Raw genomic sequence first — 24,620 nt, 5'->3', positions numbered from 1 at the left:
GGCCCGCATGGACGAGGCCGGGTCAAAACCGGACAATACGCGTCATTATCGCATCGCAGTATCGAACGGCCATGAACCGCTACAGTCTCGATCAATACGAGCGCCCCGAGCTCGAACCGCCGGACAGCGACGCCAAGCTGCTCATGCATTCCTGCTGCGCACCCTGCGCGGGCGAGGTACTGGCCGCGGTCAAGGCCTCCGGTATCGATGTGACGGTGTATTTCTACAACCCGAACATCCATCCGGTACAGGAATACGAGATGCGCAAGGCGGAGGATATCCGCTACTGCGAACAGCTTGGCATTCCGCATATCGACGGCGATTACGATACCGACAACTGGTTCGACCGCATCCGCGGGCTGGAGAACGAGCCTGAGCGGGGACGCCGCTGTACGGTCTGTTTCGACATGCGCTTCGAACGCACTGCGCTCTATGCCGCAGAGAACGGCTATGGCCTGGTGTCGAGCACGCTCGGCATTTCGCGTTGGAAGAATATGGCGCAGATCAACGAGGCTGGGGTGCGCGCGGCCTCCCGCTATCCGGACGTCGCCTACTGGACGCTCAACTGGCGTAAGCAGGGCGGCGCGGCGCGCATGATCGAGATTGCCAAGCGCGAGTCGTTCTACCAGCAGGAATACTGCGGCTGTGTGTACAGCCTGCGTGACACCAACCGGCATCGAACCGCTTCGGGGCGCCCGCGCATTCAGAAGGGCATCAAGTTCTATGGTCGCGAAGCGATCAAGAGCAACGTGCCGGGGCGCGGCGAATACCCCGAGTTCAAGCGCAACGAGCGCTAGCCCAGCGGTCGCGGCCCGGGCCGCGCTGCACTCCGTGATCCATTGCTACGACAGATCGCTTCGTTGCGAGTGCGCGCGCCGGCGCGCGACACGCGGCGCCGCCGCTCGCCGACGCTTATAATAGTTTCATGACCCAACCTCATATCCATTCGGCAGCGGCCCACCGCCAGAGCAAAGCCGATTTCCATGACAAGCAGCGCGCGACGATGGTGGGGGCATTCGTCAATCTGCCGTTGGCGCTGGCCAAGATCGTGGTGGGTTTTCTCGGCCATTCCCAGTCGCTGATCGCGGACGGTGTGCATTCGGCGGCCGACCTGCTCAGTGACGCCATCGTGCTCGGCGCGGTGCGCGTGAGCATGCAACAGGCGGATCGCGAGCACCCTTACGGTCATGCGCGCATGGAAACCGCCGCTACGACGCTGGTGTCGCTGTTCCTGCTGCTGACCGCGGCGGCGCTGGCCTACGACGGTTTCAGCCACCTGGCGGCGACCGACAATATGGTGCCCCCGACCGGCTGGGCCCTGGCGGTGGCCGTGCTGTCGCTGCTGATCAAGGAAGCGCTGTTCTGGTACACGCTGCGGGTCGCACGCAAATCCAAGTCAAAGCTGATCGAGGCCAACGCCTGGCATCACCGTAGCGATGCCTTGTCTTCGGTGGCCGCACTGGTCGCGATTGGCGGCGCGATGGCGGGCTATCCGGCGCTCGACGCATTAGGCGCCATCCTGATCGGCCTAATGCTGGCGTTCATTGGCGTGCGCTACGGCTGGCAGAGTTTTCGTGAGCTTGTGGATACGGGCCTCAAGGCCGACCGGATCCAGGTGGTGCGCGACCAGATCTCGACCGTACCCGGCGTGCGCCACATGCGGCGTCTGCGCACCCGCACCATGGGCGGCCACGACGCCTTCGCGGATGTGGGTGTGTTCGTCGATCCGTATGTGAGTCTTACCGAGGCGCACCGCATCAGCGAGGCGATCACCGCGCGTCTGGTCCGCCATGTCGACGAGATTGCGGATATCTGCGTGCATATCGAACCCGACGGCCATGCCGATTCGGATGCGGCCCATGCGTTGCCGCTACGCGAGCAGGTCCTGCCCGAGCTGGAAGGGGCTTGGGCGCATCTGCCGGTCGCCAAGGATATCCAGCGGGTTACGCTGCATTATGTCGATGACGTCATCGAGGTGGAGATCCACTTGCCGCTCGACCGCGTCGACGATCATGAAACGAATCAGGCGGCCTTTACCCGGGTGGCGGGCGATATCCACGCGGTCGCCGGTATTCGGTTGCTCTATGGCGCGCGGCGCGAAGGAGACACCGCCGGCCGCTGACTTGCCTCAGCTGATTGGCCTCAGTAGGCGAACTCGCTGAATACCGGATCCACCGAGCCCTGCCAGCGACCGTGGTAGAGCGCGAGCAGACTCTCGGCCGGCGTGACGCCGGTCTCGGCGATCTCGGCGAGCTGGTCGAGATACATGCGCTCGTCGCGATCCTGGGCGTCCAGGCGGGCACGCCGCTTGAGCCCGCCCTGGGCGATGGCGACCACTTCCCGGGCGATGTCCTGCAGTGTGCCGCCGCGAAACGGCGTGGCCAGGCCATGCACCGGGGCCTCGCGCCGTAGCGTGTTGCGTTCTTCGGCCGTGAAATCACGACACAGTTGCCAGGCCTGGTCCAGCGCTTCGCTGTCGTAGCACAGGCCGGCCCAGAGCGCCGGCAGGGCGCACAGGCGGCGCCACGGTCCGCCGTCGGCGCCGCGCATCTCCATGAAGCGCTTGAGCCGAACTTCCGGAAACAGGGTGGTCAGATGATCGTCCCAGTCCGAAATCGTGGGCAGCTCGCCGGGCCGCGCGGGTAGCTTGCCGGCCAGGAAGTCGCGGAACGACTGGCCCGAAGCGTCGATGTACTGGCCGTCGCGATAGACGAAATACATCGGTACATCGAGCGCGTAGTCGATATAGCGTTCGAAGCCCATGTCGTCGTCGAACACCCAGTCCAGCATGCCGCTGCGATCGGCATCGGTATCGGTCCAGATCTGGCTGCGATAGCTGACAAACCCGTTCGGCTTGCCCTCGGTGAACGGCGAGTTGGCGAACAGCGCCGTGGCGACCGGCTGCAGCGCGAGGCCGACACGGAATTTCTTGATCATGTCGGCTTCGGAGCCGTAGTCGATGTTCACCTGCACGGTGGACGTGCGCAGCATCATGTCGAGGCCGAGCGTGCCGACCTTGGGCATGTAGGCTTTCATGATGTCGTAACGCGGCTTGGGCATCCACGGTGATTCGTCGCGGCGCCATTTCGGCTGGAAACCCAGGCCGATCAGGCCGACATCCAGCTCGGCAGCCACTTCCTTGACCTGCTTGAGATGGACATGAATCTCGTCGCAGGTTTCATGCACCGTATCCAGCGGTGCGCCGGCCAGTTCGAGCTGGCCGCCCGGTTCGAGCGTGACATGACAGCGGCCGAGTTCGAGGGCGACGACCTTGCCGTTCTCGGACATCGGCTGCCAGCCGAAGCGGGTGAGCTTGTCGAGAAAGGCACGGATGCCCCGATCGCCGTCGTACGGCAACGGGCGCAGCGTGTCGTGTTCGAACACGAATTTCTCGTGTTCGGTGCCCAGGCGCCAGCGACTCGGCGGCTTGCAGGCGTTCTCGAAATACTCGATGAGCTGACGACGATCCGTGATCGTCGCGCCGCCGGATTGCGAAGGCGCGGACATGGACTCTCCAATCACCGATGAACCGGCCGGCGGAACAGGCCCGATTCATGCTGCAGTCTGAATTTGGCGCATGGTAACGTTAAAACGAGTATGTCGGGGTAGCTGGTCAATGCAATCAATGATTCACAGCGTATGGGCCGTGTCCGTGCGCGCGGTTGTCGCCGCGTGCGGCACCGGGGAAAAGAGGGCGCTTCGATGAATGCGACCACGTTCGCGCCGCAACGCTTCGATGCGTTTCTACGCCTGACTCGCCTGAACAAGCCGATCGGCATATTTTTGGTGGTCTGGCCCATGCTCTGGGCGCTGTGGCTCGCCGCGGACGGCTTTCCGGATCTCTGGGTGCTCTGCGTGTTCGTGCTCGGTGCGGTGCTGATGCGCTCGGCCGGCTGTGTAATCAACGATTTTGCCGATCGCAAGATCGACGGTCATGTAAAACGCACCAAGGCGCGGCCGCTGGCCACCGGCGAAGTGAGCCCGCGCGAAGCGCTCATCCTGTTTGCCGTGCTTTGCCTGCTGTCCTTCGGCCTGGTGCTTACGCTCAACGGGTTGACCATTGCGATGGCTTTCGTTGGCGCGGTGCTGGCCGTGCTTTACCCGTTCACCAAGCGCGTGACGCACTGGCCGCAGATGTTTCTCGGCGCCGCTTTTGGCTGGGCGGTGCCCATGGCGTTCGCGGCGCAGGCGAACGGCGTGCCGGGCGGGGGCTGGACGCTGTTTATCGCGACCCTGATCTGGGCGCTGGTCTATGACACCTTCTACGCGATGGTCGATCGGGACGACGATCTCAAGATCGGCGTGAAGTCCACGGCGATCCTGTGGGGGCGTTACGACCGCGCCGTGATTGGCCTGTGCCAGTTCGTGTTCTTTGCATTGCTGATGGTCGTCGGGCTGCAGTTCGGCCTCGGCGTGCTGTATTACCTCGGCCTGCTCGGCGGTGCGGCGATGGCGCTCTATCACCAATGGCTCGCGCGCAATCGGGATCGCGATGCCTGCTTTCGAGTGTTCATGCAGCACAACGTGCTGGGCGGCGTGATCTTTGCCGGCATTGTGGCCGACCTGGCTCTTCGCTAGCCTGCGCCGACTGACCAATCCGCGAACACTCTGCATGGCCGCGATACGAATACTCGACAAGGGCGTCTTCGACTGTTTCGAGGCCGGACTGCTCGACGATGAGGGTAAGCCGGTCAACGCCGAAGTTTCGGCGGTCGCCTGGGATGGCCATCGGCTGGTGATGGCCAGCGACAAGAACATACCGGGCGCCCATCGCTCGCCGGTGTTCGCCATGGACTGCGTCGATGGTCGTCCGCAGCACGACACGCTGGCCTATTACACCGCGGATCTGATTCGCAACGCCGAGAAGTACGAGGATTTCGCGCTGACTTCTAGCGGCACACACCTCATTGCGACGACTGGCTTCGATCGCCTGGATACGTCGTCTGCCGGTCTGCACCACTACAACCGACTGCTGGTCTGGCCAATCGACGAGCCCGACATGCCGCGGCTGGTGAGCGAAAGCGAGGAAGCCGGCGTACGCAGCTCGGTCGACCTGCGTGCCGGTTTCGGCGCCGCGCTTGATGCGCCTTATTACAAGATCGAGGGGCTCGCCGCCATTCCGGGTCGCGAGGGTGGGGACGACCGCCTGCTGTTCGGAATCCGCGAAGTCGGTGCCGACCACGAGAACTTCGACTATGTCGCGCGCGTGGTCGGCGTGCCGTACCGCATGGAAGACGATGACCTGGTATTCACCGGCGACTTCGAGGTCGTCTACGATTTCGATCCGTCGCAGTGGGCAGATATCCGTTTCGAAGTGGGGCTGTCCAGCCTGGAGTATGACCCCGACAACGACGGGCTCTATCTGCTGACCAGCTTCGAGGTCGAGGACGACAACGGCGCCGAGCAGGTCGGCGCCTATCTCTGGTGGCTGAGCCTTGACGATTTCGCCGCCTGCCGTGATCCCGCGCCGGTCCGGGCCGAAGCCGGCCATGTGTTCGAGTTTGCCAACAAGGCCGAGGGCGTTGCCGTGCTCGGCGATAACCGGCTGTTCGTGGTCTACGATCCGGATCGCGAGCTGGTGCTCGAAGACGAGCACCCTCGCGATGCGCGCGAGCCGCACGAGGCCCCCTATACACTGCTGGCGGTCGTCTGACCGCGGCCCATCCGTCCGACAAGCGAGCAAGTATGAGCAACGCCGACATCGTCGCGCGCGACCTGCGGGTCGTCTGGCATCCCTGCACCCAGATGAAGGACACCGAAGCCATGCCGCCGATCCCGATCCGACGGGGCGAGGGCGTCTGGCTGGAGGATTTCGACGGCAACCGCTATATCGATGCGGTGAGCTCGTGGTGGGTCAACATATTTGGCCATGCCAATCCGACCATCAACGATCGCATCAAGAACCAGCTCGACACGCTCGAACACGTCATGCTGGCGGGCTTCTCGCACGAACCGGCCGTGGAGCTGGCCGAGCGGCTGGTCGATCTCACGCCGGATGGTTTGAGCCGCGCCTTCTATGCCGACAACGGCTCCGCGGCAGTGGAAGTCGCGCTCAAGATGAGCTTTCACTACTGGCGCAACATCGGCCACGGTGAAAAGACCCGTTTCATCAACCTGTCCAACAGCTATCACGGCGAGACCCTCGGCGCGCTGGCGGTCGGCGATGTCGATCTCTACAAGAAGACCTATGAGCCGCTGCTGCTCAAGCCCCTGACCGCGCGTTCGCCGGATTGCTACGAACGCGAACCGGGTGTGAGCTGGGAAGAGCACAGTCGTGCCGTATTCGCCGACATGGAAGCGCTGCTCGCAGAGCACGCCCACGAGACCTGTGCCGTGATCGTCGAGCCCTTGCTGCAGTGCGCCGGGCACATGCGGATGTATCACCCGGTCTATCTGGAACTGCTGCGTGAAGCGTGCAGCCGCTACAACGTGCACCTGATCGCCGACGAAATCGCGGTCGGATTCGGACGCACGGGTACGCTGTTCGCCTGCGAGCAGGCCGGCGAGAACGGCATTACACCCGATTTCATGTGTCTTTCGAAGGGCCTGACGGCAGGCTATCTGCCGTTGTCGATCACGATGACGACCGATGACGTGTACGACGCGTTCTACGACGACTACGCGAATCTGACCGCGTTCCTGCATTCGCATTCGTACACGGGCAACCCGTTGGCCTGTGCGGCCGCGCTGGCGACGCTCGATGAGTTCGAGCGGCTCGACCAGGTCAACGTGAACCGGCGTCTGGCACGGCACATGGCCGACGCCGTTGCGCCGCTAGCCGATCACCCGAACGTCGCCGAAGTGCGCCAGACGGGGATGACGCTGGCCATCGAAATGGTCAAGGACAAGGCCACGAAAACCCCGTTCGACTGGCGCGAGCGTCGCGGCGTCGAGGTCTATCGCCATGCGCTTACCCAAGGGGCGCTGCTGCGCCCGCTGGGCGATGTGATCTACTTCATGCCGCCCTACGTGATCACGCCCGAGCAGATCGCACACCTTGGTCGGGTAGCTGCAGAGGGCATCGAGCGTGCTGTCTCGACTTGAATCGCGTGCGCTGCTAGCCTGAATTGCATCCGGGCCATGGTGGCCCCGACACATACCGATTCTTGCCCCAAGAGCAATCGAGAAACGGTCGCCTGATCCGGCGGCCGTTTTGTTTTAGGGCAACGTATTTTCGAGGTAGAGCGAGATGGATAAGACTCCGCTGACGCAGAATGGCGCCGATGCGCTGCGTGACGAGCTTAAGCGGCTGAAAAAGACCGAACGCCCGCGGATCGTCGCGGCGATCGAAGAAGCGCGCGCGCATGGCGATCTCAAGGAGAACGCCGAGTATCACGCCGCCAAGGAAGAGCAGGGCTTCAATGAAGGCCGTATCAACGATATCGAAGGCAAGCTCGCTACCGCGCAGATCATCGACGTGGCGCGTGCGGGCGCCCAGGCCAATGGCCGGGTGATCTTTGGCGCCACACTCGATCTCGTCGACGAGGACAGCGGTGACGAATTGACCTACCAGATCGTTGGCGAGGACGAAGCCGACATCAAGGCCGGTCTGTTGTCGTTCGCCTCGCCCATTGCCCGCGCTCTGATCGGCAAGACCGAGGGCGATGTCGTGGATATCGACGTGCCCGGCGGTCGGCGCACGCTCGAGATCGTGGAGGTGCGTTACGTCTAGGTCCGGCAGAGCGCCGGGCGGCGTCAGCTTTTTTCCGGGTTTGGCCGGTAGATGGTTGCCGTGCGTCCGATCTGCTGGACGCAGGCTGCTTCAAGACGTTCGCAGACTGTGTCGACTTCGGCCCGGCGTTCGCTCTTGTCTTCGCTCGCCAGCTTGATCTTGACCAGTTCGTGATCGAGCAGGGCACGATCCATCTCGGCGAGCACTGGCTCGCTCAGTCCCGCGGCACCGGTCTGCACGATGGGCTTGAGATGATGGGCCTGCTTCTTGAGCTCGCGGCGAGCCGCAGCATCGAGGTTTAAGGGCATGGGTGCCTGTCCGGGACGGGTTGAAAACAGCGCAACAGTATACGACTCATGAGCAAGCGCAGCGATACAAGGCGTTGGCTGGACAAGCACCGCAACGACCCCTACGTCCGAGCGGCCCAGCAGGACAACTACCGCTCGCGTGCGGTCTACAAGCTCGCCGAGGTCGACGAGCGCGATCGCCTGCTCAAGGGCAAGCGCTGTATCGTCGATCTGGGGGCGGCGCCCGGCGGATGGAGCCAGTACTGTCGGCGCCAGCGTCCCGAGGCGCGGGTCGTGGCGCTGGACCGGCTTGAAATGAAGCCGATCGAAGGCGTCGATTTCCTCAACGTGGACTTCGATCAGCAGGAAGGCATCGAGACGCTGCTCGATACGCTCGGCAGCGATCGTGTCGATCTTGTACTTTCCGACATGGCCCCCAATTTGACAGGGATCATGGTGGCCGATCAGGCCGGTGTGATGCAGTTGGCGGAACTCGCGCTGGATCTGTGCAACACCGTGCTGGATTCTGACGGCGACCTGTTGATCAAGGTCTTTCAGGGCGAGGGTTTCGACGAGATGCTTGTCGACATGCGCAAGCGTTTTCGGCGGGTTGCCGTGCGCAAGCCCAAGGCTTCGCGAGACGCCAGCCGGGAGATGTATCTGCTCGGCCAGGGATGGCGTACATAAGACTGGAATAATTCAACGGCCGAACCGGCCGATTGGCTATACTGTCTCCAGATGACAGAACAGACGATAATCACACGACCGGACACACGCGGTCGAGGATGTAGATCTTGAACGAACTAGCTAAGAATCTGCTGCTGTGGGTCGTGATCGCGCTCGTATTGATGAGCGTGTTCTCGAGCTTCGCGCCGTCCACCTCGAATGCGAACGAAATGCCGTATTCGCAGTTCCTGACTCAGGTTCAGGATGGCAGCGTTTCGCAGGTCAATATCGAGGACCAGCGGATTCGCGGACAGCTCAAGTCGGGGCAGAACTTCACTACGTTCAGCCCCGAGTCCGACAACAAGGCCATGATCGGCACGTTGATGGATAACAACGTCGAGATCACGGGCGAGCCGCCGGATCAGGGGTCGTTCCTCAAGCAGATTCTGATCTCCTGGTTCCCGTTCCTGCTGCTGATCGGCGTGTGGATCTACTTCATGCGTCAGATGCAGGGTGGCGGTGGCGGCCGCGGCGCGATGTCGTTCGGCAAGTCCAAGGCCAAGATGATGCAGGCCGATCAGATCAAGCTGACGTTTGCGGACGTGGCCGGCGTCGAGGAAGCCAAGAGCGAAGTCCAGGAGCTCGTCGAGTTCTTGTCCGAGCCGGGCAAGTTCCAGCGTGTGGGCGGCAAGATCCCGCGCGGCGTGCTCATGGTCGGCTCGCCCGGTACCGGCAAGACGCTGCTCGCCAAGGCCATTGCGGGCGAAGCGGGCGTGCCGTTCTTCTCGATCTCGGGTTCCGATTTCGTCGAGATGTTCGTGGGTGTCGGTGCATCGCGTGTGCGCGACATGTTCGAGCAGGCCAAGAAGCAGTCCCCCTGCATCATCTTCATCGACGAGATCGACGCAGTCGGCCGCCAGCGTGGCGCGGGCCTGGGCGGCGGTCATGACGAGCGCGAGCAGACCCTCAACCAGTTGCTGGTCGAGATGGATGGCTTCGAGGGCAGCGAAGGCGTGATCGTCATTGCCGCCACCAACCGTCCGGACGTGCTCGACCCGGCGCTGCTGCGCCCGGGCCGTTTCGACCGCCAAGTGGTCGTGCCGCTGCCGGATGTGCGCGGTCGCGAGCAGATTCTGAAAGTGCACATGAAGAATGTGCCGGTGCACGACAACGTCAAGCCGTCGATCATCGCGCGCGGCTGCCCCGGTTTCTCTGGTGCGGATCTGGCCAACCTCGTCAACGAGGCGGCATTGTTCGCGGCGCGGGCGAACAAGAAACTCGTGGTTCAGGAAGACTTCGAGCGCGCCAAGGACAAGATCATGATGGGCGCCGAGCGCAAGTCGATGGTCATGACCGAGGACGAGAAGCGCCTGACGGCTTATCACGAGGCTGGCCACGCGATTATCGGCCTGTCGGTGCCGCAGCACGATCCGGTTCACAAGGTGACCATCGTGCCGCGCGGCCGTGCGCTGGGCGTGACCATGTTCCTGCCGGAAGAGGATCGCTACAGCCATTCCAAGCAGAGCCTGATCAGCAAGATCTGCACGCTCTACGGTGGCCGTCTGGCCGAAGAGATCATCTTCGGCAAGGAAGCCGTTACGACTGGCGCTTCCAACGACATCGAGCGCGTCACCGAGATCGCCCGCAACATGGTCACCAAGTGGGGTCTGTCGGATCGTCTCGGTCCGATCGCCTACGATACGGAAGACAGCCAGCCCTTCCTGGGGGCGTCGACTACCCAGTCGAGCGGCATCTCCGATGAGACCGCGCATGCGATCGACAAGGAAGTGCGCTCGATCATCGATGGCTGCTACGAGCGCGCGAAGCAGATTCTCGAGGACAACATGGACAAGCTCCATAACATGTCCGATGCGCTCATGAAGTACGAGACGATCGACCGCAAGCAGATCGACGAGATCATGCAGGGTCGTGAGCCCGGTCCGCCGCAAAGCTGGGACGACGATTCGGACACGCCGAGTTCCGGTGGTGGCAACGCCCCGGCCACCGGCGCGTCCGACAACTCGGCCGGCGGCGACGGCGACACGGACAAGGACAAGGGCGTGCCGAGCCCGGCGCACCACCACCGCCAGTCCTGAGTCGTCGACTTGATCAGGCCGTCAGCGTGAGCTGGCGGCCTTTTTTATGTCCGATCAATTCTCTATAGCCTTTTTTTCAAGCCATGTCTGAGCGCCCCAGTCATTCCTCTGCGTCGCTGTCGAGCGCGCGTACAAGCCTTGATCTGAGTCAGCCCGTGGTCATGGGCATTCTCAACGTGACGCCGGATTCGTTCTCCGATGGCGGCCAGTTCGTCGAGACCGAAAAGGCTGTTGCGCATGCATTGGACATGGTCGAGGAGGGGGCGCGAATAATCGATATCGGCGGGGAGTCGACACGCCCCGGCGCGTCGCCGGTGGCCGAGCGCGACGAGATCGACCGCGTCGTGCCCGTGATCGAAGCGCTTCGCGAGCGCAGCGATATCTTCATCTCGATCGACACGATCAAGCCCGAAGTCATGCGCCGCGCCTGTATGGCCGGTGCAGACCTGATCAACGATGTGATGGCGTTGCGTGCCGAGGGCGCCGTCGAAGTAGCTGCCCAAACAGGTGCCGCGGTATGTCTGATGCACATGCAGGGCGAGCCCCGCACCATGCAGCAGGCGCCGGCCTACGATGATGTCGTCGCGCAAGTGCAGTCGTTTTTGGCGGATCGCGTCGCGGTCTGTGAGGCAGCCGGAATCCCGCCAGAGCGCATCTGTATCGATCCGGGTTTCGGTTTCGGCAAGACGCTGGAGCACAACCTGACGCTGATGCGCGAACTCGAGACCTTCACGCAAGAGCGCCTGCCCGTGCTGGTGGGCGTATCCCGCAAGACCATGTTTGCGCGTCTGTTCGAAGACGACAGCATGGGCGCGCGCATCAATGGCAGCCTGGCGGCGGCGTTCTGGGCGGCGCAATGCGGCGCGCGTATCATCCGCAGCCATGATGTGCGCGAAACGCTGCAAGTGCTTACGCTGGCGCGCGCTCTGGCCGATACACCGTTGGTAGATTCAACAGTCAAAGGGTAGTTGTGGCACAGCGATATTTCGGAACGGATGGTATTCGAGGTGAAGTCGGCGAATGGCCGCTGACCCCCGATTTCGCACTCAAGCTGGGCTGGGCGACTGGCCGGGTGCTGGTGCGCCGGCTGGGCGAACGCGGTGTGCCCGAAAGTGCCGGCGAGCGCGCACAGGTGCTGATCGGCAAGGACACGCGGCTTTCCGGCTACATGTTCGAGTCGGCTCTCGAGGCCGGATTCGCCTCGGCCGGCGTCGATGTGCTGCTTGTCGGCCCGATGCCGACGCCGGCTATCGCCTATCTGGCACGCACCTTTCGTGCAGCAGCCGGTGTGGTGATCAGCGCGTCGCATAATCCCTATGCCGATAATGGCGTGAAGTTTTTCTCGCACTTTGGCCAGAAGCTGCCCGATGCGGTGGAGCAGGACATCGAAGCCGAGCTCGATGAGCCGCTGACCTGCGTGGCATCGGATCGCCTGGGCCGAGCGCGGCGTGTCGAGAGCGCGCCGGGGCGGTATATCGAGTTCTGCAAATCCACGGCGCGCTTCGAAAACGGCGGACTGTCGGGGCTAAAGATCGTGATCGATTGCGCCAACGGCGCGACTTACCACGTGGCGCCTGACGTGTTCCGCGAGTTGGGCGCGCAGGTCGAGGTGATCGGCGACAAGCCGGATGGGCTGAACATCAACCGCGACTGCGGCTCGACGCATCCGAAGGGGTTGTCCGAGGCCGTACGCCGCTTCGGTGCAGACGCGGGTATTGCGCTCGATGGCGACGGTGACCGCTGCATCATGGTCGATCATGAAGGCAGTATCGTCGACGGCGATCAGCTCCTCTACGTGATTGCCGATGCGCGTCGGCGCGCCGGCGAGTTGCAAGGGCCCGTGGTGGGCACGTTGATGAGCAATCTGGGTCTCGCGCTCGCGCTCAAGCGCGATGGCGTGGCTTTCGAGCGCGCCAAGGTGGGCGATCGACATGTGTTCGAGCGTCTCCAGGCGCTGGGCGCCAATATCGGCGGCGAATCCTCGGGTCATATTCTTTGTCTGGACCGGACCACCACCGGTGACGGCATCGTTTCGGCGCTGCAGGTTCTCGCCGCGATGGTGGCGGCCGGCGAAAGCCTTCAGGCCCTGGTTCAGCCCGTCGATAAATGCCCGCAGACGTTGGTCAACGTGCGCGTCGAGCGCGGCAGCGCCGGCGTGCTCATGGACGATGAGCGCGTCACCAGCGCCGTACGTGACGTCGAAAGCTCGCTTGGCGAAGAAGGTCGCGTATTATTGCGCCCCTCCGGCACCGAGCCACTGCTGCGCGTGATGGTTGAAGGCACCGATGCGGTCGTAGTCGAAGACTGCGCCAACCGCTTGGCCGAAACCGTACGCGAAGCTGCAGGCGCCGCCTGAAATTGGATTACGCAAAGAGCAAGGGACAGACGATGAGCCGAAAGATGCTGATTGCGGGCAATTGGAAGATGAACGGCGACAGCGCGCAGGTCGACGCTTTCGCGCGCGACGTAAAGAGCGCTGCGGGCGAATTGGCTGCGCAGTTACTGGTCTGCGTGCCGTTTGTCTATATCGACCGCATGGGCCGCGAGCTGGCCGATAGCTCGGTCGCGCTCGGCGCTCAGAACATTGCCGCCGAAGTGGATGCCGGCGCATTCACCGGCGAAGTCAACGGCGCGATGCTGGCCGATACGGGCTGCAGCCAGGTGATTGTGGGCCACTCCGAGCGGCGCGCGCTTTATGGCGAGACGGACGCCGTGGTCGCAGCAAAGACGACCGCGGCCGTCGCTGCCGGACTGAAGCCGATCGTCTGCGTCGGCGAAACCCTCGAGCAGCGTGATGCTGACCAGGCCGAGGCCGTGCTCGGTGCGCAGATTGCAGCGCTGTTCGATCAGTGTGATGCGGCAACACTTGCGCAGGTCACTATTGCTTACGAGCCGATCTGGGCGATTGGCACGGGCCGCTCGGCCACGCCGGAGCAGGCGCAGGCAATTCATGCATTTCTACGCGGGCAAATCGCCGATAGGGATGTTACACTTTCGCAATCGGTGCAGCTGCTTTACGGCGGCAGCGTAAAGCCGGACAATGCCGCGGCACTTTTCGCCGGGGCGGACGTCGACGGCGCGCTGGTTGGCGGCGCTTCGCTCAAGGCCGATTCATTCTTGGACATCGCGCGCGCGGCCGGTTAGGCTCGCGGCGTTCACAGGCTCTGGCATGGTTTATACAATACTGGTCATCGTCCAGATCGTCGTTGCATTGGCCCTCGTTGGGCTTATCCTAGTGCAGCACGGTAAGGGCGCCGACGCAGGCGCTGCTTTTGGTAGCGGCGCATCGGGTACGGTTTTCGGGGCCAAGGGTTCCGCAAACTTCATGACCCGTGCCACCGCGGCTTTGGCCACGGTGTTTTTTGCCATCAGCCTGACGCTGGCATATCTGATCAATGGTGCAAGCACGCCCACGGGTAGCGTCACCGATCAGGTGCAGGAACAGGCGCCGGGCTCGTCATTGTTGTCGGATAGCAACAACAACGGCGTGCCGGGCGACGAGACCGTAACCGGCGAAAGCGGTTCGGCCTCGAGCGAGGGCGCAGCGTCCGATACGTCGGGTGCGCAACAGTCAGAAGGCAGCGCCGGCGACACCGCCGACGAGGCCGATACCAGTGCGCAAGTGCCTGAATAGGCAGCGCCTGGCCACGATCATGCCGACGTGGTGGAATTGGTAGACACGCTGTCTTGAGGGGGCAGTAGCGAGAGCTGTGCCGGTTCGAGTCCGGCCGTCGGCACCAAACAATTTGTCAGCGACGTGAGAGGCACGCCAGCGGCGACATGCGAGTCACGATCAAGAAAGGTCTGGATCTGCCCATCGACGGCGCTCCCAGGCAAACTATTCATGATGCGCCGCCCGTCGGTCGTGTTGCGGTTATCGGTATCGATCACCATGGCATGAAGCCGACGATGCGGGTCGCCGAAGGCGACCACGTTCGGCTTGGCGATGTGCTCTTCGAAGACAAGAAGACGCCGGGCGTGCTTTACACGGCGCCGGGTGCAGGCGAGGTGGTCGCGATCAATCGCGGCGCCAAGCGCGTGCTTCAGTCCATCGTCATCCAGCTCAAGTCTGAGCCGGGCGAAGACGATGAAATCACCTTCGATAGCTACGCGCCGGAAAAACTCGGCGATCTAGATTCCAGGAAGGTTGAGGAGACGCTGGTCGCCTCCGGTCTCTGGACGGCGCTGCGTACGAGACCCTTCAGCAAGGTGCCGGCGCCGGGCAGTCGCCCGCGGTCGATTTTCGTGACCGCGATGGATAGCAACCCGCTGGCCGCAGACCCCGCCGTCATCATCAATAACCGTCGCTCGGACTTCGTCAACGGTCTGCGCGTGCTTGGCCATCTAAGCCAGGGGGCGGTCTATATCTGCAAGGCGCCCGGCGCGGACGTGCCGCAGCCCGGCGGTGGTCGCTTCGTAACGGCCGAATTCGAAGGCAAACACCCGGCCGGACTGGTCGGTACCCACGTGCATTTTCTCGAGCCTGTCAGTGCGGCGGATCGCGTTTGGCATCTTGGTTACCAAGATGTGATGGCGATCGGCGCGCTGTTCACGACCGGGCGTATCAACGTCGAGCGTATCGTCGCGCTCTGCGGACCGGCAGCATCGAATCCGCGTCTGGTGCGCACGCGTATGGGTGCCAGTACAGACGAGTTGCTGGATGACGAAGTCAAGGGCGATGAAGTGCGTGCGATTTCGGGGTCCGTGCTTTCGGGTCGTCGCGCGTCGGAGTGGGGCTCTTATCTGAGCCGTTACGACACGCAGCTGACGCTGTTGCCGGAAAGCCGCGAGCGCCCGTTCATGGGTTGGGTGATGCCCGGTCGGAATCGTTTTTCGAAGATCAACGTCTTTCTGTCGAGTCTGCTCAAGCCGGCGAGCTACAAGTTCAATACGTCCCAGAACGGTAGTGCTCGCGCCATGGTGCCGATCGGCAACTATGAGGAAGTGATGCCGCTCGACATTCTGCCGACCCAGTTGCTGCGTGCACTGCTGGTGCGCGACACCGATAGCGCGCAGGCGCTCGGTGCGGTAGAGCTCGATGAAGAGGATGTGGCGTTGTTGTCCTTTGTAGACGTTGGCAAGTACGACTTCGGTCCGCATCTGCGCGCGAACCTCGAAATCATCGAACGCGAGGGCTGACATGGCCGGCTTGAGAGAAACGCTGGATCGGATGCATCCGCTGTTCGCCAAGGGCGGACGGCTGGAGCGCTTCTATGCGCTCTACGAAATGGTGGATACGTTCCTGTATTCCCCGGGGGATACGACCCGTACCGCGCCGCATGTGCGCGACGGCATCGATCTCAAGCGGGTCATGATCTATGTCTGGCTCGCGACGTTCCCCTGCATATTCATGGCCTGCTGGAATACCGGTTTCCAGGCCAACCTTGCGATGTCGGAAATGGGCATCGACACGGTCGACAACTGGCGCCAGCTGCCGCTGCAGCTGCTCGGCGTCGGTCATAGCCCGGACAGCTTCTGGGATAACTTCGTATTCGGCTTCTGGTACTTCGCGCCGGTCTATTTCGTGACGTTCCTGGTTGGCGGGTTGTGGGAAGTGCTGTTTGCGGCCGTGCGCAACCACGAGATCAACGAAGGCTTCTTCGCGACCTCCATTCTCTACACCCTCACGTTGCCGCCGGCGATCCCGCTCTGGCAGGCCGCGCTGGGCATCACCTTCGGTATCGTTGTCGGCAAGGAAGTGTTCGGCGGTACGGGCAAAAACTTCCTCAACCCGGCGCTGACCGGGCGCGCGTTCCTGTTCTTTGCGTTCCCGGCCTATATGTCGGGTGACAGCGTTTGGGCAGCCGTCGATGGCTGGTCCGCAGCAACACCGCTGGGCCTGGGTGCGAGTGAAGGCATGGCGGCGATCACCAGTCAGCTGACATGGTGGGATGCCTTTTCTGGCGGCATTCAGGGCTCACTCGGTTCTACCTCCACGCTGGCGATCCTGCTGGGCGCTGCTTTTCTGCTCTATACCCGGGTTGCCTCCTGGCGAATCATGGCCGGTTGCGTCGGCGGTCTCATCGCCACGACGCTGCTGTTCAATCTGATTGGCAGTGAAAACAACCCGATGTTCGACATGCCCTGGTATTGGCATCTCGTGATTGGCGGTTTCGCCTTTGGTGCGGTCTTCATGGCGACCGATCCGGTCAGCGCCGCGATGACGAACAAGGGGCGCCTGATCTATGGCGCGCTGATTGGTGTGATGACCGGGCTCGTTCGTGTGGTGAACCCGGCGTTTCCGGAAGGCATCATGCTGGCGATTCTGTTTGCCAATATCTTCGCGCCGCTGATCGACTACTTTGTGGTGCAGGCGAACGTGCGTCGGCGCCAGAAGCGCCTGGCTGCGGTCAACGGCTCGCGTAGCGATGCAGGCGATGTCGAGACGGTGCCCGCGGAGTAGATCATGGTAGGAATCGTAGGTTTTTCTCGCGACGGCGTCGGCTACATCGTAGTCGTGGCGCTGGCCGTATGTCTGGTGTGCTCGGTGCTGGTCGCCTCGGCTGCGACTTTTCTCAAGCCCATGCAGACCGTGAACGCCAAGGCGGACCGTCGCAGTAATATTCTCGAAGTGTCCGGGTTGCCCAGCGGCCCCGATGTGGACGTGAACAAGCTCTTCAACGACCGCATCGAAAGCCGCGTGGTCGATCTGTCGACCGGCGAGTACGCGACAGATCTCGAAGCCGAGGGTTTCGACCAGCGGGACGCAGCCTCGGATCCGGAGAAAAGCATCAAGATCCCGGCCCGTGAAGATGTCGCCGACATCAAGCGTCGCGCTAAATACGCCGAGGTTTATCTCGTCAACGACGAACAGGGCGAACTGCAGACGATCGTGCTGCCCGTCCACGGCTACGGGTTGTGGTCGACAATGTATGGTTTTCTGGCGCTCAAGCCAGACGCGAATACGGTCGAAGGCCTCAAGTACTACGAGCAGGGCGAAACCCCGGGGCTCGGCGCCGAAGTCGAGAACCCGCGCTGGCGCGCCAAGTGGGAAGGCAAGAAAGTCTACGGCGAAGACGGCGAAGTGCAGCTCAGTGTCATCAAGGGTAGTGTGGGTTCGAACACGCCCAATGCCGAGTACAAGGTGGATGGATTGTCCGGCGCTACGCTCACCAGTCGTGGCGTTTCCAACACGATCCACTACTGGCTTGGCGCCAACGGCTTCGAGCCTTTCCTGAAAAAACTTCGTAACGGCGATCTCGCCGCTGAGGGTTAGTCGACATGGCACAAAGCCAGGCAATGAAGGTGTTGACCGAACCGCTGGTCAACAACAACCCGATTGCATTGCAGATCCTGGGTATCTGCAGCGCGCTCGCGGTGACCAACCAGGTCGCTACCGCGTTGCTCATGTGCATTGCTTTGACCGCAGTGACCGCCTGTTCGAACTTCTCGATCAGCCTGATCCGCAATCATATTCCTTCGAGTATTCGCATCATCGTGCAGATGACGATCATCGCCTCGTTGGTGATCGTGGTGGATCAGCTCATGAAGGCGTTCGCTTACGATCTGGCGAAGTCGATGTCGGTGTTTGTCGGCCTGATCATCACCAACTGCATCGTCATGGGCCGCGCTGAAGCGTTTGCCATGAAAGAGCCGCCGGGGCTGGCATTTCTCGACGGTATCGGCAACGGCCTGGGTTACAGCCTGATTCTGATCCTCGTCGGCGTGGTTCGTGAATTGTTTGGCGCGGGTTCCCTGCTGGGCTATCAGATCCTGCCGCTGGCAAGCGCGGGTGGTTGGTATGTGCCGGTGGGCATGATGCTCTTGCCGCCGAGTGCCTTCTTCATCATCGGCTTTCTCATCTGGGGCCTGCGTAGCTGGAAGCAGGAACAGGTGGAAGAAGCCGAGTACCAGATTCACCAGGTGCATCGCACCGAAGTGGTCTAACGGATAGCCGGGGACGTTTGAAGTGGAAGACTATCTCAGCATCCTGATCAAATCGATCTTCATCGAGAATCTGGCGCTCGCCTTCTTTCTCGGTATGTGCACCTTTCTGGCGCTGTCGAAAAAGATTTCGACAGCGATCGGTCTCGGCGTCGCCGTGATTGTGGTGCAGGGCCTGACCGTGCCGGTCAATAACTTGATCTACCAGTTCTTGCTCAAGGAAGGCGCACTTGGCTGGGCCGGGATGCCGAACGTCGATCTGAGCTTTCTCGGTCTGATCAGCTATATCGGCGTGATCGCGGCGATGGTGCAGATTCTGGAAATGTTCCTGGATCGCTTCATGCCTGCACTCTATGCTGCACTCGGCGTGTTCTTGCCGCTGATCACCGTGAACTGCGCGATCATGGGCGGTTCGCTTTTCATGGTCGAGCGCGACTACGGTTTTGGCGAGAGTCTGACCTACGGCTTCGGTAGTGGCATCGGCTGGGCGCTGGCAATCGCAGCGCTGGCCGGCGTGCGCGAGAAGCTCAAGTATTCGGATGTGCCGGATGGCCTGCAGGGGCTCGGTATCACCTTCATCACGGTCGGGTTGATGTCGCTGGGCTTCATGGCCTTTTCCGGCATCCAGCTCTAGATACGCCGCTTCGGAGAACGTGAGAACCCATGGGTGAAGTAGCGCAAATCAGTCTCGGCGTCGGCGTATTCACAGGCGTTGTATTGTTTCTGGTGGCGGTCATTCTGATCGCTAAATCGCGCCTGGTCGCGACCGGGAATGTGAACATCGAGATCAATGGCGAGAAGACCATCAAGGCGCCGGTCGGCACGAAGTTGCTGGGCGCGTTGGCCGACTCCAAGCTTTATGTTTCGTCCGCCTGTGGCGGCGGCGGCACCTGTGCACAGTGCAAGGTGAAAGTGCTCGACGGTGGCGGCTCGATCCTGCCGACCGAAGAAACGCATATCAACAAGCGCGAAGCCCGAGAGGGCGATCGTCTGTCCTGTCAGGTCACCGTCAAACAGGACATGAAGATCCGTGTCCCCGAAGAGGTCTTCGGCGTCAAGCAGTGGACGTGCAAGGTTCGCTCCAACGACAACGTTGCCACTTTCATTAAGGAGCTCGTGCTCGAGCTTCCCGAGGGTGAGCACGTGAACTTTCGTGCCGGCGGTTACATCCAGATCAGCTGTCCGCCGCACGAGGTCGCGTACAAGGACTACCTCATCGACGAGCGGTTCCACGAGGACTGGGATACGCATAATCTGTGGCGCTATGTCTCCCGCGTTGACGAGACGGTGACGCGTGCCTATTCGATGGCGAACTATCCGGAAGAGGCGGGCATCATCATGCTCAACGTCCGGATCGCGACCCCGCCGCCGCGCAATCCGGATGTGAAGCCCGGCGAGATGAGCTCTTATATCTTCAGCCTCAAAGAGGGCGACGAGGTGCTCATCTCCGGTCCCTTCGGCGAGTTCTTCGCCAAGGAAACCGATGCCGAAATGGTGTTTGTTGGCGGCGGCGCCGGCATGGCACCGATGCGCTCGCATATCTTTGATCAGCTGGGCCGCATCAATACCAACCGCAAGATGACGTTCTGGTATGGCGCCCGCTCGAAGCGCGAGATGTTCTACGTGAACGATTTCGACACGCTCGCGGCCGAGCACGAGAACTTCGAGTGGACGGTCGCACTGTCCGACGCCAAGGAAGAAGACGCATGGGAGGGTGAGACGGGCTTCATCCATAACGTGCTCTACGATCGCTATCTCAAGGATCATCCGGCGCCGGAGGACTGTGAGTACTATCTCTGCGGGCCGCCGATCATGAACGCTTCGGTGATCAACATGCTTGAGGATCTCGGCGTTGAGCCCGAGAACATCATGCTGGACGATTTCGGCGGCTGAATATCGGCGCGAGTCGACTACCGAACCCCGCGTCCGCTACGGCAACGCGGGGTTTTTTCGTTATGCGTGTGTCATGCCTGTAGACGTCGCCCATGACAGAATGCCCTTGGACCATTTGAGATCTGCCGGATGACTGAGACCCGACCGTACAAACGCTGGCGTATCCGTTCTGGCGGTATCTTGCTGCTGGTTCTGGTCTTGCTGTTGGTTGCCTGTGAGGATGCGCGCGCGCCAATACGTGTAAGCGGTCCAGCCCAGGGCACGAGTTATAGCGTGACCGTCATGGAGCCGCCGGCGAAAATGTCGCAGACCGAACTCGAGGAGCGCCTCGAACAGGTCGTCGACCGCATTGATGTCCAGATGTCGACCTGGCGGGACGATTCCGAAGTGTCTCGGTTTAACGCAGCCCCGGCTGGCAAATGGGTGCCGGTTTCCGGGGATCTCGCGCGGCTCACGCGCGAGGCGCTGGCGATCGGGCGCGAGACCAACGGTGCGTTCGATGTAACGCTTGGACCAATTCTGTCCGTATGGGGCTTCGGTGCCGGCGCAGAACGCCCCAGCAGGTTGCCGACAACCGACGAGCTTGCGGCCGCACGCGAGCAGACAGGGATCGGCCTGATCGAGGTGCGCGACGAGCCACCGGCGCTGCGCAAGAAGAGCGAAGCGGTCACATTGGATTTGGCTGGCCTCGCGCAAGGCTATAGCGTCGACCGGATCGCGCAAGAGTTGGAACAGCTTGGCGCACACCGTTTCCTCGTCGAACTGGGCGGCGAACTCTATGCGCGAGGAAACAAGCAAGGGCGGACCCCGTGGCGTATTGGCGTGGAGAAGCCCGAGGCTGGAACGCGCGAGATCGAGCGGGTTGTCGGTCTGGCCGATGCGGGTATGACGACCTCCGGCGATTATCGCGACTTCTTCGAGATCGAAGGGCGGCGTTTTTCCCATACGATCGATCCGCGTACCGGGCGGCCGGTCGCGCATGACCTACGCTCGGTCACGGTTATCGCGGATGACGCCATGACCGCGGACGCCATGGCGACTGCGCTTCTGGTGATGGGTTCGCAAGCCGGGCGCGCGTACGCGGATGCCCACGATATCGCCGCGTTATTCGTGAGCGGCGAAGCGCAAGCGTATACTGAAGAACATTCGAAAGCCTTCGAGCCTTATCTTGAGGAGGCAAAATGACACAGCTACTTATTCTTACCCTGGTCGCATTCGGCGTCATGGCGCTTGTGGTCGCCGGCATGGCAGTTGGCGTCATGGTCACGGGGCGCGAAATCAAGGGCAGTTGCGGCGGCGTTGGCGGCGGTGACTGCGCCTGTAGTCGCGGCGAGTCCTGCCCGACGCCTGAAAGGGCAGATTCGCACTGATGTCCCGGCCCTCGCTCGTCATCAAGGAACACATGCGTGAGGTGTTGATCACCTTTCGCCCAGAGACTGACGTGCTGCTTGCCGTTCACCAGCTGCTCGAAAAAGGCGTCTCGGGCGCGCCGGTGACGGATCGGCTGGGCAATATCGTCGGCTTCCTGTCGGAAAAGGACGTGATGGGTATAGCCCTTGATGCCGGCTACTATGCAGACAGCGCAGGCACGATCGAGCGATTGATGTCGAAAAAGGTAGTGACAGTCGACGCCGAAGACAGTATAGTGACCGCAGCTCGGATATTCCGGGACTCGTCGATGAAAACGCTGCCGGTGATGCTCAATGGACGCCTCGCCGGAATGCTGACTCGTCGTGACGTGCTCCGGGCATTCGAGCGCCAGAGGTAGTTCGCGGAATCCGAAAATTCGGTAAGCGAACTCCGGTTTCTCAGAAACTGTAATGGCGATTCACAGTCCTTGCATTGTGGGTCATAAGTCATTATAGTTTCGCGCCATCGGGTGCGGGGTGGAGCAGTCTGGCAGCTCGTCGGGCTCATAACCCGAAGGTCGCAGGTTCGAATCCTGCCCCCGCTACCACATCTTGGTTGGATTCTAAGCCCCCGATGCGGGGCTTTTTTTATGGCGCTTTATGTCGCAAAGACTCCTTAATCTGCTCGAACCCGTCGTGACCGATCTCGGTTACGAACTCTGGCATCTGGAGTCCGTAGGTGCCGGCCGCAGCAGCGTGCTGCGCCTTTATATCGATTCCCCCGAAGGCATTGCGCTCGAGGACTGCGAAAAGGTCAGCCGCGAAGTCAGCGCCTTGCTTGATGTTGAAGACACCAGCAGCAGTCAATACCAGCTCGAAGTGTCTTCCCCCGGCATGGATCGACCCCTGGTCACGGCCGACCATTTCCAGCGTTTCATTGGCGAGCGTGCGCGCATCAACATGTTCGCGCCGGTTGCTGGCCAGCGTAAGTTTCGCGGCACCATTCTCGCCGTTAACGGCGACATGGTTGATTTGGGCTGTGACGACCAGACATACAGTCTCGCGACGGGTGACATGGCCAAAGCGAGGCTGGAGCCGGTATTTGAAGAGTAGAAGCGTGGTCGAGGCGGTTTTGTCAGTCCAACGCAACACGAACGATTTCGGGTGGCAGCGATGAATAAAAATGTCCTTTTGGTCGCCGAAGCGGTATCCAACGAAAAAGGCGTTGATCGAGAGATCATCTTCGAAGCGATCGAGGCCGCGCTGGCGTCCGCGACGCGCAAGAAGCACGGCGGCGAGATCGCTGTTCGTGTCGCCGTAGACCGCAAGACCGGACACTACGAAACCTTCCGGCGTTGGCAGGTCATTGAGCCGGGCACGGAAGACGAGAACGGTGAGCCGGTCTTCATAGAAGAGCCGGATCGCGAGATCTCGCTCGAGACCGCCCGCGAGACCAATCCGGACCTCAGTGCCGGCGATTTCGTCGAAGAGCCGATGGAGTCGGTCGAGTTCGGTCGCATCGCCGCGCAGGCGGCCAAGCAGGTCATCGTGCAGAAGGTGCGTGAAGCCGAGCGCGCCCAGATTGTCGATCAATACAAGGATCGCGTAGGCGAGTTGATTACTGGCCTGGTCAAGCGCATGGAGCGCGGCGCCGTGATTCTCGACCTTGGCGGCAACGCCGAAGCCATCATCCCGCGCGATCAGATGATCCCGCGCGAGCCCATGCGTCCCGGCGATCGCATTCGTGGCTTTCTTTATGACGTGCGTCCCGAGCAGCGCGGTCCGCAGCTGTTCGTCTCGCGCACCAAGCCGGAATTCCTGATCGAGCTGTTCAAGCTCGAAGTGCCGGAAGTGGGGCAGGGTTTGATCGAACTGCGCGGCGCGGCTCGCGACCCGGGGCTGCGCGCCAAGATTTCGGTGCAGGCTAAGGATCGTCGCATCGATCCGGTCGGTGCCTGCGTCGGCATGCGAGGCTCGCGCGTACAAAGCGTATCGAACGAGCTCGCCGGTGAGCGCATCGACATCATCATGTGGAACGAGAATCCCGCGCAGTTCGTCATCAACGCGATGGCGCCGGCGGAAGTCGAATCCATCGTGCTGGACGAGGATTCCTCCAGCATGGATCTGGCTGTCGCCGAAGATGTGCTGGCCAAGGCCATCGGTCGTGGCGGTCAGAATATCCGCCTGGCGTCCGATCTCACGGGCTGGAAGCTCAACGTCATGACCGTCGAGGACGCGGACGCCAAGAGCGAAGCCGAGGGCGATGCCCTGCAGGCGATGTTCCGCGAACAGCTCGATGTGGACGACGAAGTGGCGGTCATCCTGGTTCAGGAAGGCTTTACCACGACGGAAGAGATCGCCTACGTGCCGCTCGATGAGCTGGCCGAGATCGAGGAGTTCGACGAAGACATCGTCGAAGAGCTGCGCAACCGTGCGCGCGACTACCTCCTGACCAAGGCGATTTCGAGTGCAGAAGGTGGCGATGCCGCCACGCCCGAGGACGATCTCTTCGAAGTCGACGGCGTTGACGAAGAAATGGCCGCGACCCTCGCGGAAAACGGTATCCTCTCGCGCGACGATCTGGCCGAACTCGGCGCAGATGAACTCGTCGAGATCATCGAGATGGACGAAGACGCGGCCGGCAAGCTGATCATGGCTGCCCGGGCGCACTGGTTTGCTGACGAGCAGGCCGGCGCCGAATAGAATTGTCCTGAATAAACGGACGCCCGGCGCGGGCAACGCACCAGCGCGGGCCCCATGGAGTAAGCAGAAT

25 protein-coding genes and 2 tRNA genes are annotated in these 24,620 nt (G+C 61.9%); 25 read left to right on the top strand and 2 right to left on the bottom strand.

The window, feature by feature from the left end; genetic code table 11:
- The first annotated feature begins 71 nt into the window (after positions 1 to 71).
- On the top strand, positions 72 to 797 hold the full coding sequence (locus SADO_RS01315) for an epoxyqueuosine reductase QueH (protein ID WP_353108565.1): 726 nt from the start codon (positions 72 to 74) through the stop codon (positions 795 to 797).
- A 128-nt stretch (positions 798 to 925) separates the two neighbouring features.
- Positions 926 to 2,122, top strand: coding sequence for a cation diffusion facilitator family transporter (locus SADO_RS01310; protein ID WP_353108563.1), 1,197 nt, complete (start codon positions 926 to 928; stop codon positions 2,120 to 2,122).
- 20 nt (positions 2,123 to 2,142) lie between these two features.
- Here SADO_RS01310 and SADO_RS01305 read toward each other — a convergent pair whose 3' ends face one another.
- Positions 2,143 to 3,507, bottom strand: a complete 1,365-nt coding sequence (locus SADO_RS01305) for a glutamate--cysteine ligase (RefSeq protein ID WP_353108561.1) — start codon at positions 3,505 to 3,507, stop codon at positions 2,143 to 2,145.
- A gap of 195 nt (positions 3,508 to 3,702) precedes the next feature.
- On the opposite strand from SADO_RS01305, the gene ubiA reads away from it, so the two are divergent.
- From ubiA to greA, 4 genes are all read left to right on the top strand, one after another.
- Entirely contained in the window at positions 3,703 to 4,578 is an 876-nt protein-coding gene (gene ubiA, locus SADO_RS01300; RefSeq protein WP_353108559.1) for a 4-hydroxybenzoate octaprenyltransferase, read from the top strand.
- 34 nt (positions 4,579 to 4,612) lie between these two features.
- The gene (locus SADO_RS01295) at positions 4,613 to 5,653 is read left to right on the top strand and encodes a hypothetical protein (RefSeq protein ID WP_353108557.1); all 1,041 of its coding nucleotides are present in this window, start codon (positions 4,613 to 4,615) and stop codon (positions 5,651 to 5,653) included.
- Between the two features lie 32 nt (positions 5,654 to 5,685).
- Entirely contained in the window at positions 5,686 to 7,044 is a 1,359-nt protein-coding gene (locus tag SADO_RS01290; protein WP_353108555.1) for an adenosylmethionine--8-amino-7-oxononanoate transaminase, read from the top strand.
- Between the two features lie 145 nt (positions 7,045 to 7,189).
- On the top strand, positions 7,190 to 7,672 hold the full coding sequence (greA, locus tag SADO_RS01285; protein WP_353108553.1) for a transcription elongation factor GreA: 483 nt from the start codon (positions 7,190 to 7,192) through the stop codon (positions 7,670 to 7,672).
- A 23-nt stretch (positions 7,673 to 7,695) separates the two neighbouring features.
- Here greA and SADO_RS01280 read toward each other — a convergent pair whose 3' ends face one another.
- Positions 7,696 to 7,980, bottom strand: coding sequence for a YhbY family RNA-binding protein (locus SADO_RS01280; protein ID WP_353108551.1), 285 nt, complete (start codon positions 7,978 to 7,980; stop codon positions 7,696 to 7,698).
- 48 nt (positions 7,981 to 8,028) lie between these two features.
- Between SADO_RS01280 and SADO_RS01275 the strand changes: the two genes are divergently transcribed.
- The 19 genes from SADO_RS01275 to nusA all read left to right on the top strand — a co-directional run bounded on the left by SADO_RS01275 (position 8,029) and on the right by nusA (position 24,550).
- Positions 8,029 to 8,646: an RlmE family RNA methyltransferase gene (locus tag SADO_RS01275; protein ID WP_353108549.1), complete on the top strand. Its 618-nt coding sequence runs from the start codon at positions 8,029 to 8,031 to the stop codon at positions 8,644 to 8,646.
- Between the two features lie 107 nt (positions 8,647 to 8,753).
- Positions 8,754 to 10,721 carry an ATP-dependent zinc metalloprotease FtsH gene (gene ftsH / locus SADO_RS01270; protein ID WP_353108547.1) on the top strand — a complete coding sequence of 656 codons (1,968 nt, stop codon included), beginning with the start codon at positions 8,754 to 8,756 and terminating at the stop codon, positions 10,719 to 10,721.
- A gap of 83 nt (positions 10,722 to 10,804) precedes the next feature.
- Entirely contained in the window at positions 10,805 to 11,689 is an 885-nt protein-coding gene (folP, locus tag SADO_RS01265) for a dihydropteroate synthase (RefSeq protein ID WP_353108545.1), read from the top strand.
- Between the two features lie 2 nt (positions 11,690 to 11,691).
- Positions 11,692 to 13,077, top strand: a complete 1,386-nt coding sequence (glmM, locus tag SADO_RS01260) for a phosphoglucosamine mutase (protein WP_353108543.1) — start codon at positions 11,692 to 11,694, stop codon at positions 13,075 to 13,077.
- 32 nt (positions 13,078 to 13,109) lie between these two features.
- Positions 13,110 to 13,865: a triose-phosphate isomerase gene (tpiA, locus tag SADO_RS01255; RefSeq protein WP_353108542.1), complete on the top strand. Its 756-nt coding sequence runs from the start codon at positions 13,110 to 13,112 to the stop codon at positions 13,863 to 13,865.
- Between the two features lie 25 nt (positions 13,866 to 13,890).
- Positions 13,891 to 14,355, top strand: coding sequence for a preprotein translocase subunit SecG (secG, locus tag SADO_RS01250; protein ID WP_353108540.1), 465 nt, complete (start codon positions 13,891 to 13,893; stop codon positions 14,353 to 14,355).
- A 21-nt stretch (positions 14,356 to 14,376) separates the two neighbouring features.
- Positions 14,377 to 14,461: transfer RNA gene (locus SADO_RS01245), tRNA-Leu, on the top strand.
- Positions 14,462 to 14,501: 40 nt separating this feature from the next.
- The gene (locus SADO_RS01240; RefSeq protein WP_353108538.1) at positions 14,502 to 15,860 is read left to right on the top strand and encodes a Na(+)-translocating NADH-quinone reductase subunit A; all 1,359 of its coding nucleotides are present in this window, start codon (positions 14,502 to 14,504) and stop codon (positions 15,858 to 15,860) included.
- 1 nt (position 15,861) lies between these two features.
- Entirely contained in the window at positions 15,862 to 17,124 is a 1,263-nt protein-coding gene (locus tag SADO_RS01235) for an NADH:ubiquinone reductase (Na(+)-transporting) subunit B (protein ID WP_353108537.1), read from the top strand.
- Positions 17,125 to 17,127: 3 nt separating this feature from the next.
- Positions 17,128 to 17,937 carry a Na(+)-translocating NADH-quinone reductase subunit C gene (locus SADO_RS01230; protein WP_353108535.1) on the top strand — a complete coding sequence of 270 codons (810 nt, stop codon included), beginning with the start codon at positions 17,128 to 17,130 and terminating at the stop codon, positions 17,935 to 17,937.
- A gap of 5 nt (positions 17,938 to 17,942) precedes the next feature.
- Positions 17,943 to 18,608 carry an NADH:ubiquinone reductase (Na(+)-transporting) subunit D gene (locus SADO_RS01225; protein WP_353108533.1) on the top strand — a complete coding sequence of 222 codons (666 nt, stop codon included), beginning with the start codon at positions 17,943 to 17,945 and terminating at the stop codon, positions 18,606 to 18,608.
- A gap of 22 nt (positions 18,609 to 18,630) precedes the next feature.
- The gene (nqrE, locus tag SADO_RS01220; protein ID WP_353108532.1) at positions 18,631 to 19,239 is read left to right on the top strand and encodes an NADH:ubiquinone reductase (Na(+)-transporting) subunit E; all 609 of its coding nucleotides are present in this window, start codon (positions 18,631 to 18,633) and stop codon (positions 19,237 to 19,239) included.
- Between the two features lie 29 nt (positions 19,240 to 19,268).
- The gene (gene nqrF / locus SADO_RS01215) at positions 19,269 to 20,498 is read left to right on the top strand and encodes an NADH:ubiquinone reductase (Na(+)-transporting) subunit F (protein WP_353108530.1); all 1,230 of its coding nucleotides are present in this window, start codon (positions 19,269 to 19,271) and stop codon (positions 20,496 to 20,498) included.
- A gap of 129 nt (positions 20,499 to 20,627) precedes the next feature.
- Positions 20,628 to 21,683 carry an FAD:protein FMN transferase gene (locus SADO_RS01210; RefSeq protein ID WP_353108528.1) on the top strand — a complete coding sequence of 352 codons (1,056 nt, stop codon included), beginning with the start codon at positions 20,628 to 20,630 and terminating at the stop codon, positions 21,681 to 21,683.
- Positions 21,680 to 21,868 (top strand): DUF539 domain-containing protein, encoded by a 189-nt coding sequence (locus tag SADO_RS01205; RefSeq protein ID WP_353108526.1) that lies wholly within the window; start codon positions 21,680 to 21,682, stop codon positions 21,866 to 21,868. Before SADO_RS01210 ends, SADO_RS01205 begins: the two co-directional genes overlap by 4 nt.
- 32 nt (positions 21,869 to 21,900) lie before the next feature.
- Positions 21,901 to 22,266 carry a CBS domain-containing protein gene (locus SADO_RS01200; protein WP_353108525.1) on the top strand — a complete coding sequence of 122 codons (366 nt, stop codon included), beginning with the start codon at positions 21,901 to 21,903 and terminating at the stop codon, positions 22,264 to 22,266.
- Positions 22,267 to 22,378: 112 nt separating this feature from the next.
- Positions 22,379 to 22,455: transfer RNA gene (locus tag SADO_RS01195), tRNA-Met, on the top strand.
- Positions 22,456 to 22,507: 52 nt separating this feature from the next.
- Positions 22,508 to 22,960 carry a ribosome maturation factor RimP gene (gene rimP, locus SADO_RS01190; protein ID WP_353108524.1) on the top strand — a complete coding sequence of 151 codons (453 nt, stop codon included), beginning with the start codon at positions 22,508 to 22,510 and terminating at the stop codon, positions 22,958 to 22,960.
- Between the two features lie 60 nt (positions 22,961 to 23,020).
- Entirely contained in the window at positions 23,021 to 24,550 is a 1,530-nt protein-coding gene (nusA, locus tag SADO_RS01185; RefSeq protein ID WP_353108523.1) for a transcription termination factor NusA, read from the top strand.
- Positions 24,551 to 24,620 lie beyond the last annotated feature (70 nt).

The sequence above is a fragment of the Salinisphaera dokdonensis CL-ES53 genome (genome assembly GCF_040361215.1).
Classification (GTDB): Bacteria; Pseudomonadota; Gammaproteobacteria; order Nevskiales; family Salinisphaeraceae; genus Salinisphaera; species Salinisphaera dokdonensis.
The sequence above is the reverse complement of the archived record's forward strand: the minus strand, read 5'-3'. Positions and strand labels throughout refer to the sequence as shown.

Bases quoted from the DNA above. Each gene is read 5' to 3' on its own strand.
- SADO_RS01315 (WP_353108565.1), top strand. From the start codon at position 72: ATGAACCGCTACAGTCTCGATCAATACGAGCGCCCCGAGCTCGAACCG.
- SADO_RS01310 (WP_353108563.1), top strand. From the start codon at position 926: ATGACCCAACCTCATATCCATTCGGCAGCGGCCCACCGCCAGAGCAAA.
- SADO_RS01305 (WP_353108561.1), bottom strand. From the start codon at position 3,507: ATGTCCGCGCCTTCGCAATCCGGCGGCGCGACGATCACGGATCGTCGT.
- ubiA (WP_353108559.1), top strand. From the start codon at position 3,703: ATGAATGCGACCACGTTCGCGCCGCAACGCTTCGATGCGTTTCTACGC.
- SADO_RS01295 (WP_353108557.1), top strand. From the start codon at position 4,613: ATGGCCGCGATACGAATACTCGACAAGGGCGTCTTCGACTGTTTCGAG.
- SADO_RS01290 (WP_353108555.1), top strand. From the start codon at position 5,686: ATGAGCAACGCCGACATCGTCGCGCGCGACCTGCGGGTCGTCTGGCAT.
- greA (WP_353108553.1), top strand. From the start codon at position 7,190: ATGGATAAGACTCCGCTGACGCAGAATGGCGCCGATGCGCTGCGTGAC.
- SADO_RS01280 (WP_353108551.1), bottom strand. From the start codon at position 7,980: ATGCCCTTAAACCTCGATGCTGCGGCTCGCCGCGAGCTCAAGAAGCAG.
- SADO_RS01275 (WP_353108549.1), top strand. From the start codon at position 8,029: ATGAGCAAGCGCAGCGATACAAGGCGTTGGCTGGACAAGCACCGCAAC.
- folP (WP_353108545.1), top strand. From the start codon at position 10,805: ATGTCTGAGCGCCCCAGTCATTCCTCTGCGTCGCTGTCGAGCGCGCGT.
- tpiA (WP_353108542.1), top strand. From the start codon at position 13,110: ATGAGCCGAAAGATGCTGATTGCGGGCAATTGGAAGATGAACGGCGAC.
- secG (WP_353108540.1), top strand. From the start codon at position 13,891: ATGGTTTATACAATACTGGTCATCGTCCAGATCGTCGTTGCATTGGCC.
- SADO_RS01240 (WP_353108538.1), top strand. From the start codon at position 14,502: ATGCGAGTCACGATCAAGAAAGGTCTGGATCTGCCCATCGACGGCGCT.
- SADO_RS01235 (WP_353108537.1), top strand. From the start codon at position 15,862: ATGGCCGGCTTGAGAGAAACGCTGGATCGGATGCATCCGCTGTTCGCC.
- SADO_RS01230 (WP_353108535.1), top strand. From the start codon at position 17,128: ATGGTAGGAATCGTAGGTTTTTCTCGCGACGGCGTCGGCTACATCGTA.
- SADO_RS01225 (WP_353108533.1), top strand. From the start codon at position 17,943: ATGGCACAAAGCCAGGCAATGAAGGTGTTGACCGAACCGCTGGTCAAC.
- nqrF (WP_353108530.1), top strand. From the start codon at position 19,269: ATGGGTGAAGTAGCGCAAATCAGTCTCGGCGTCGGCGTATTCACAGGC.
- SADO_RS01210 (WP_353108528.1), top strand. From the start codon at position 20,628: ATGACTGAGACCCGACCGTACAAACGCTGGCGTATCCGTTCTGGCGGT.
- SADO_RS01205 (WP_353108526.1), top strand. From the start codon at position 21,680: ATGACACAGCTACTTATTCTTACCCTGGTCGCATTCGGCGTCATGGCG.
- SADO_RS01200 (WP_353108525.1), top strand. From the start codon at position 21,901: ATGCGTGAGGTGTTGATCACCTTTCGCCCAGAGACTGACGTGCTGCTT.
- rimP (WP_353108524.1), top strand. From the start codon at position 22,508: ATGTCGCAAAGACTCCTTAATCTGCTCGAACCCGTCGTGACCGATCTC.
- nusA (WP_353108523.1), top strand. From the start codon at position 23,021: ATGAATAAAAATGTCCTTTTGGTCGCCGAAGCGGTATCCAACGAAAAA.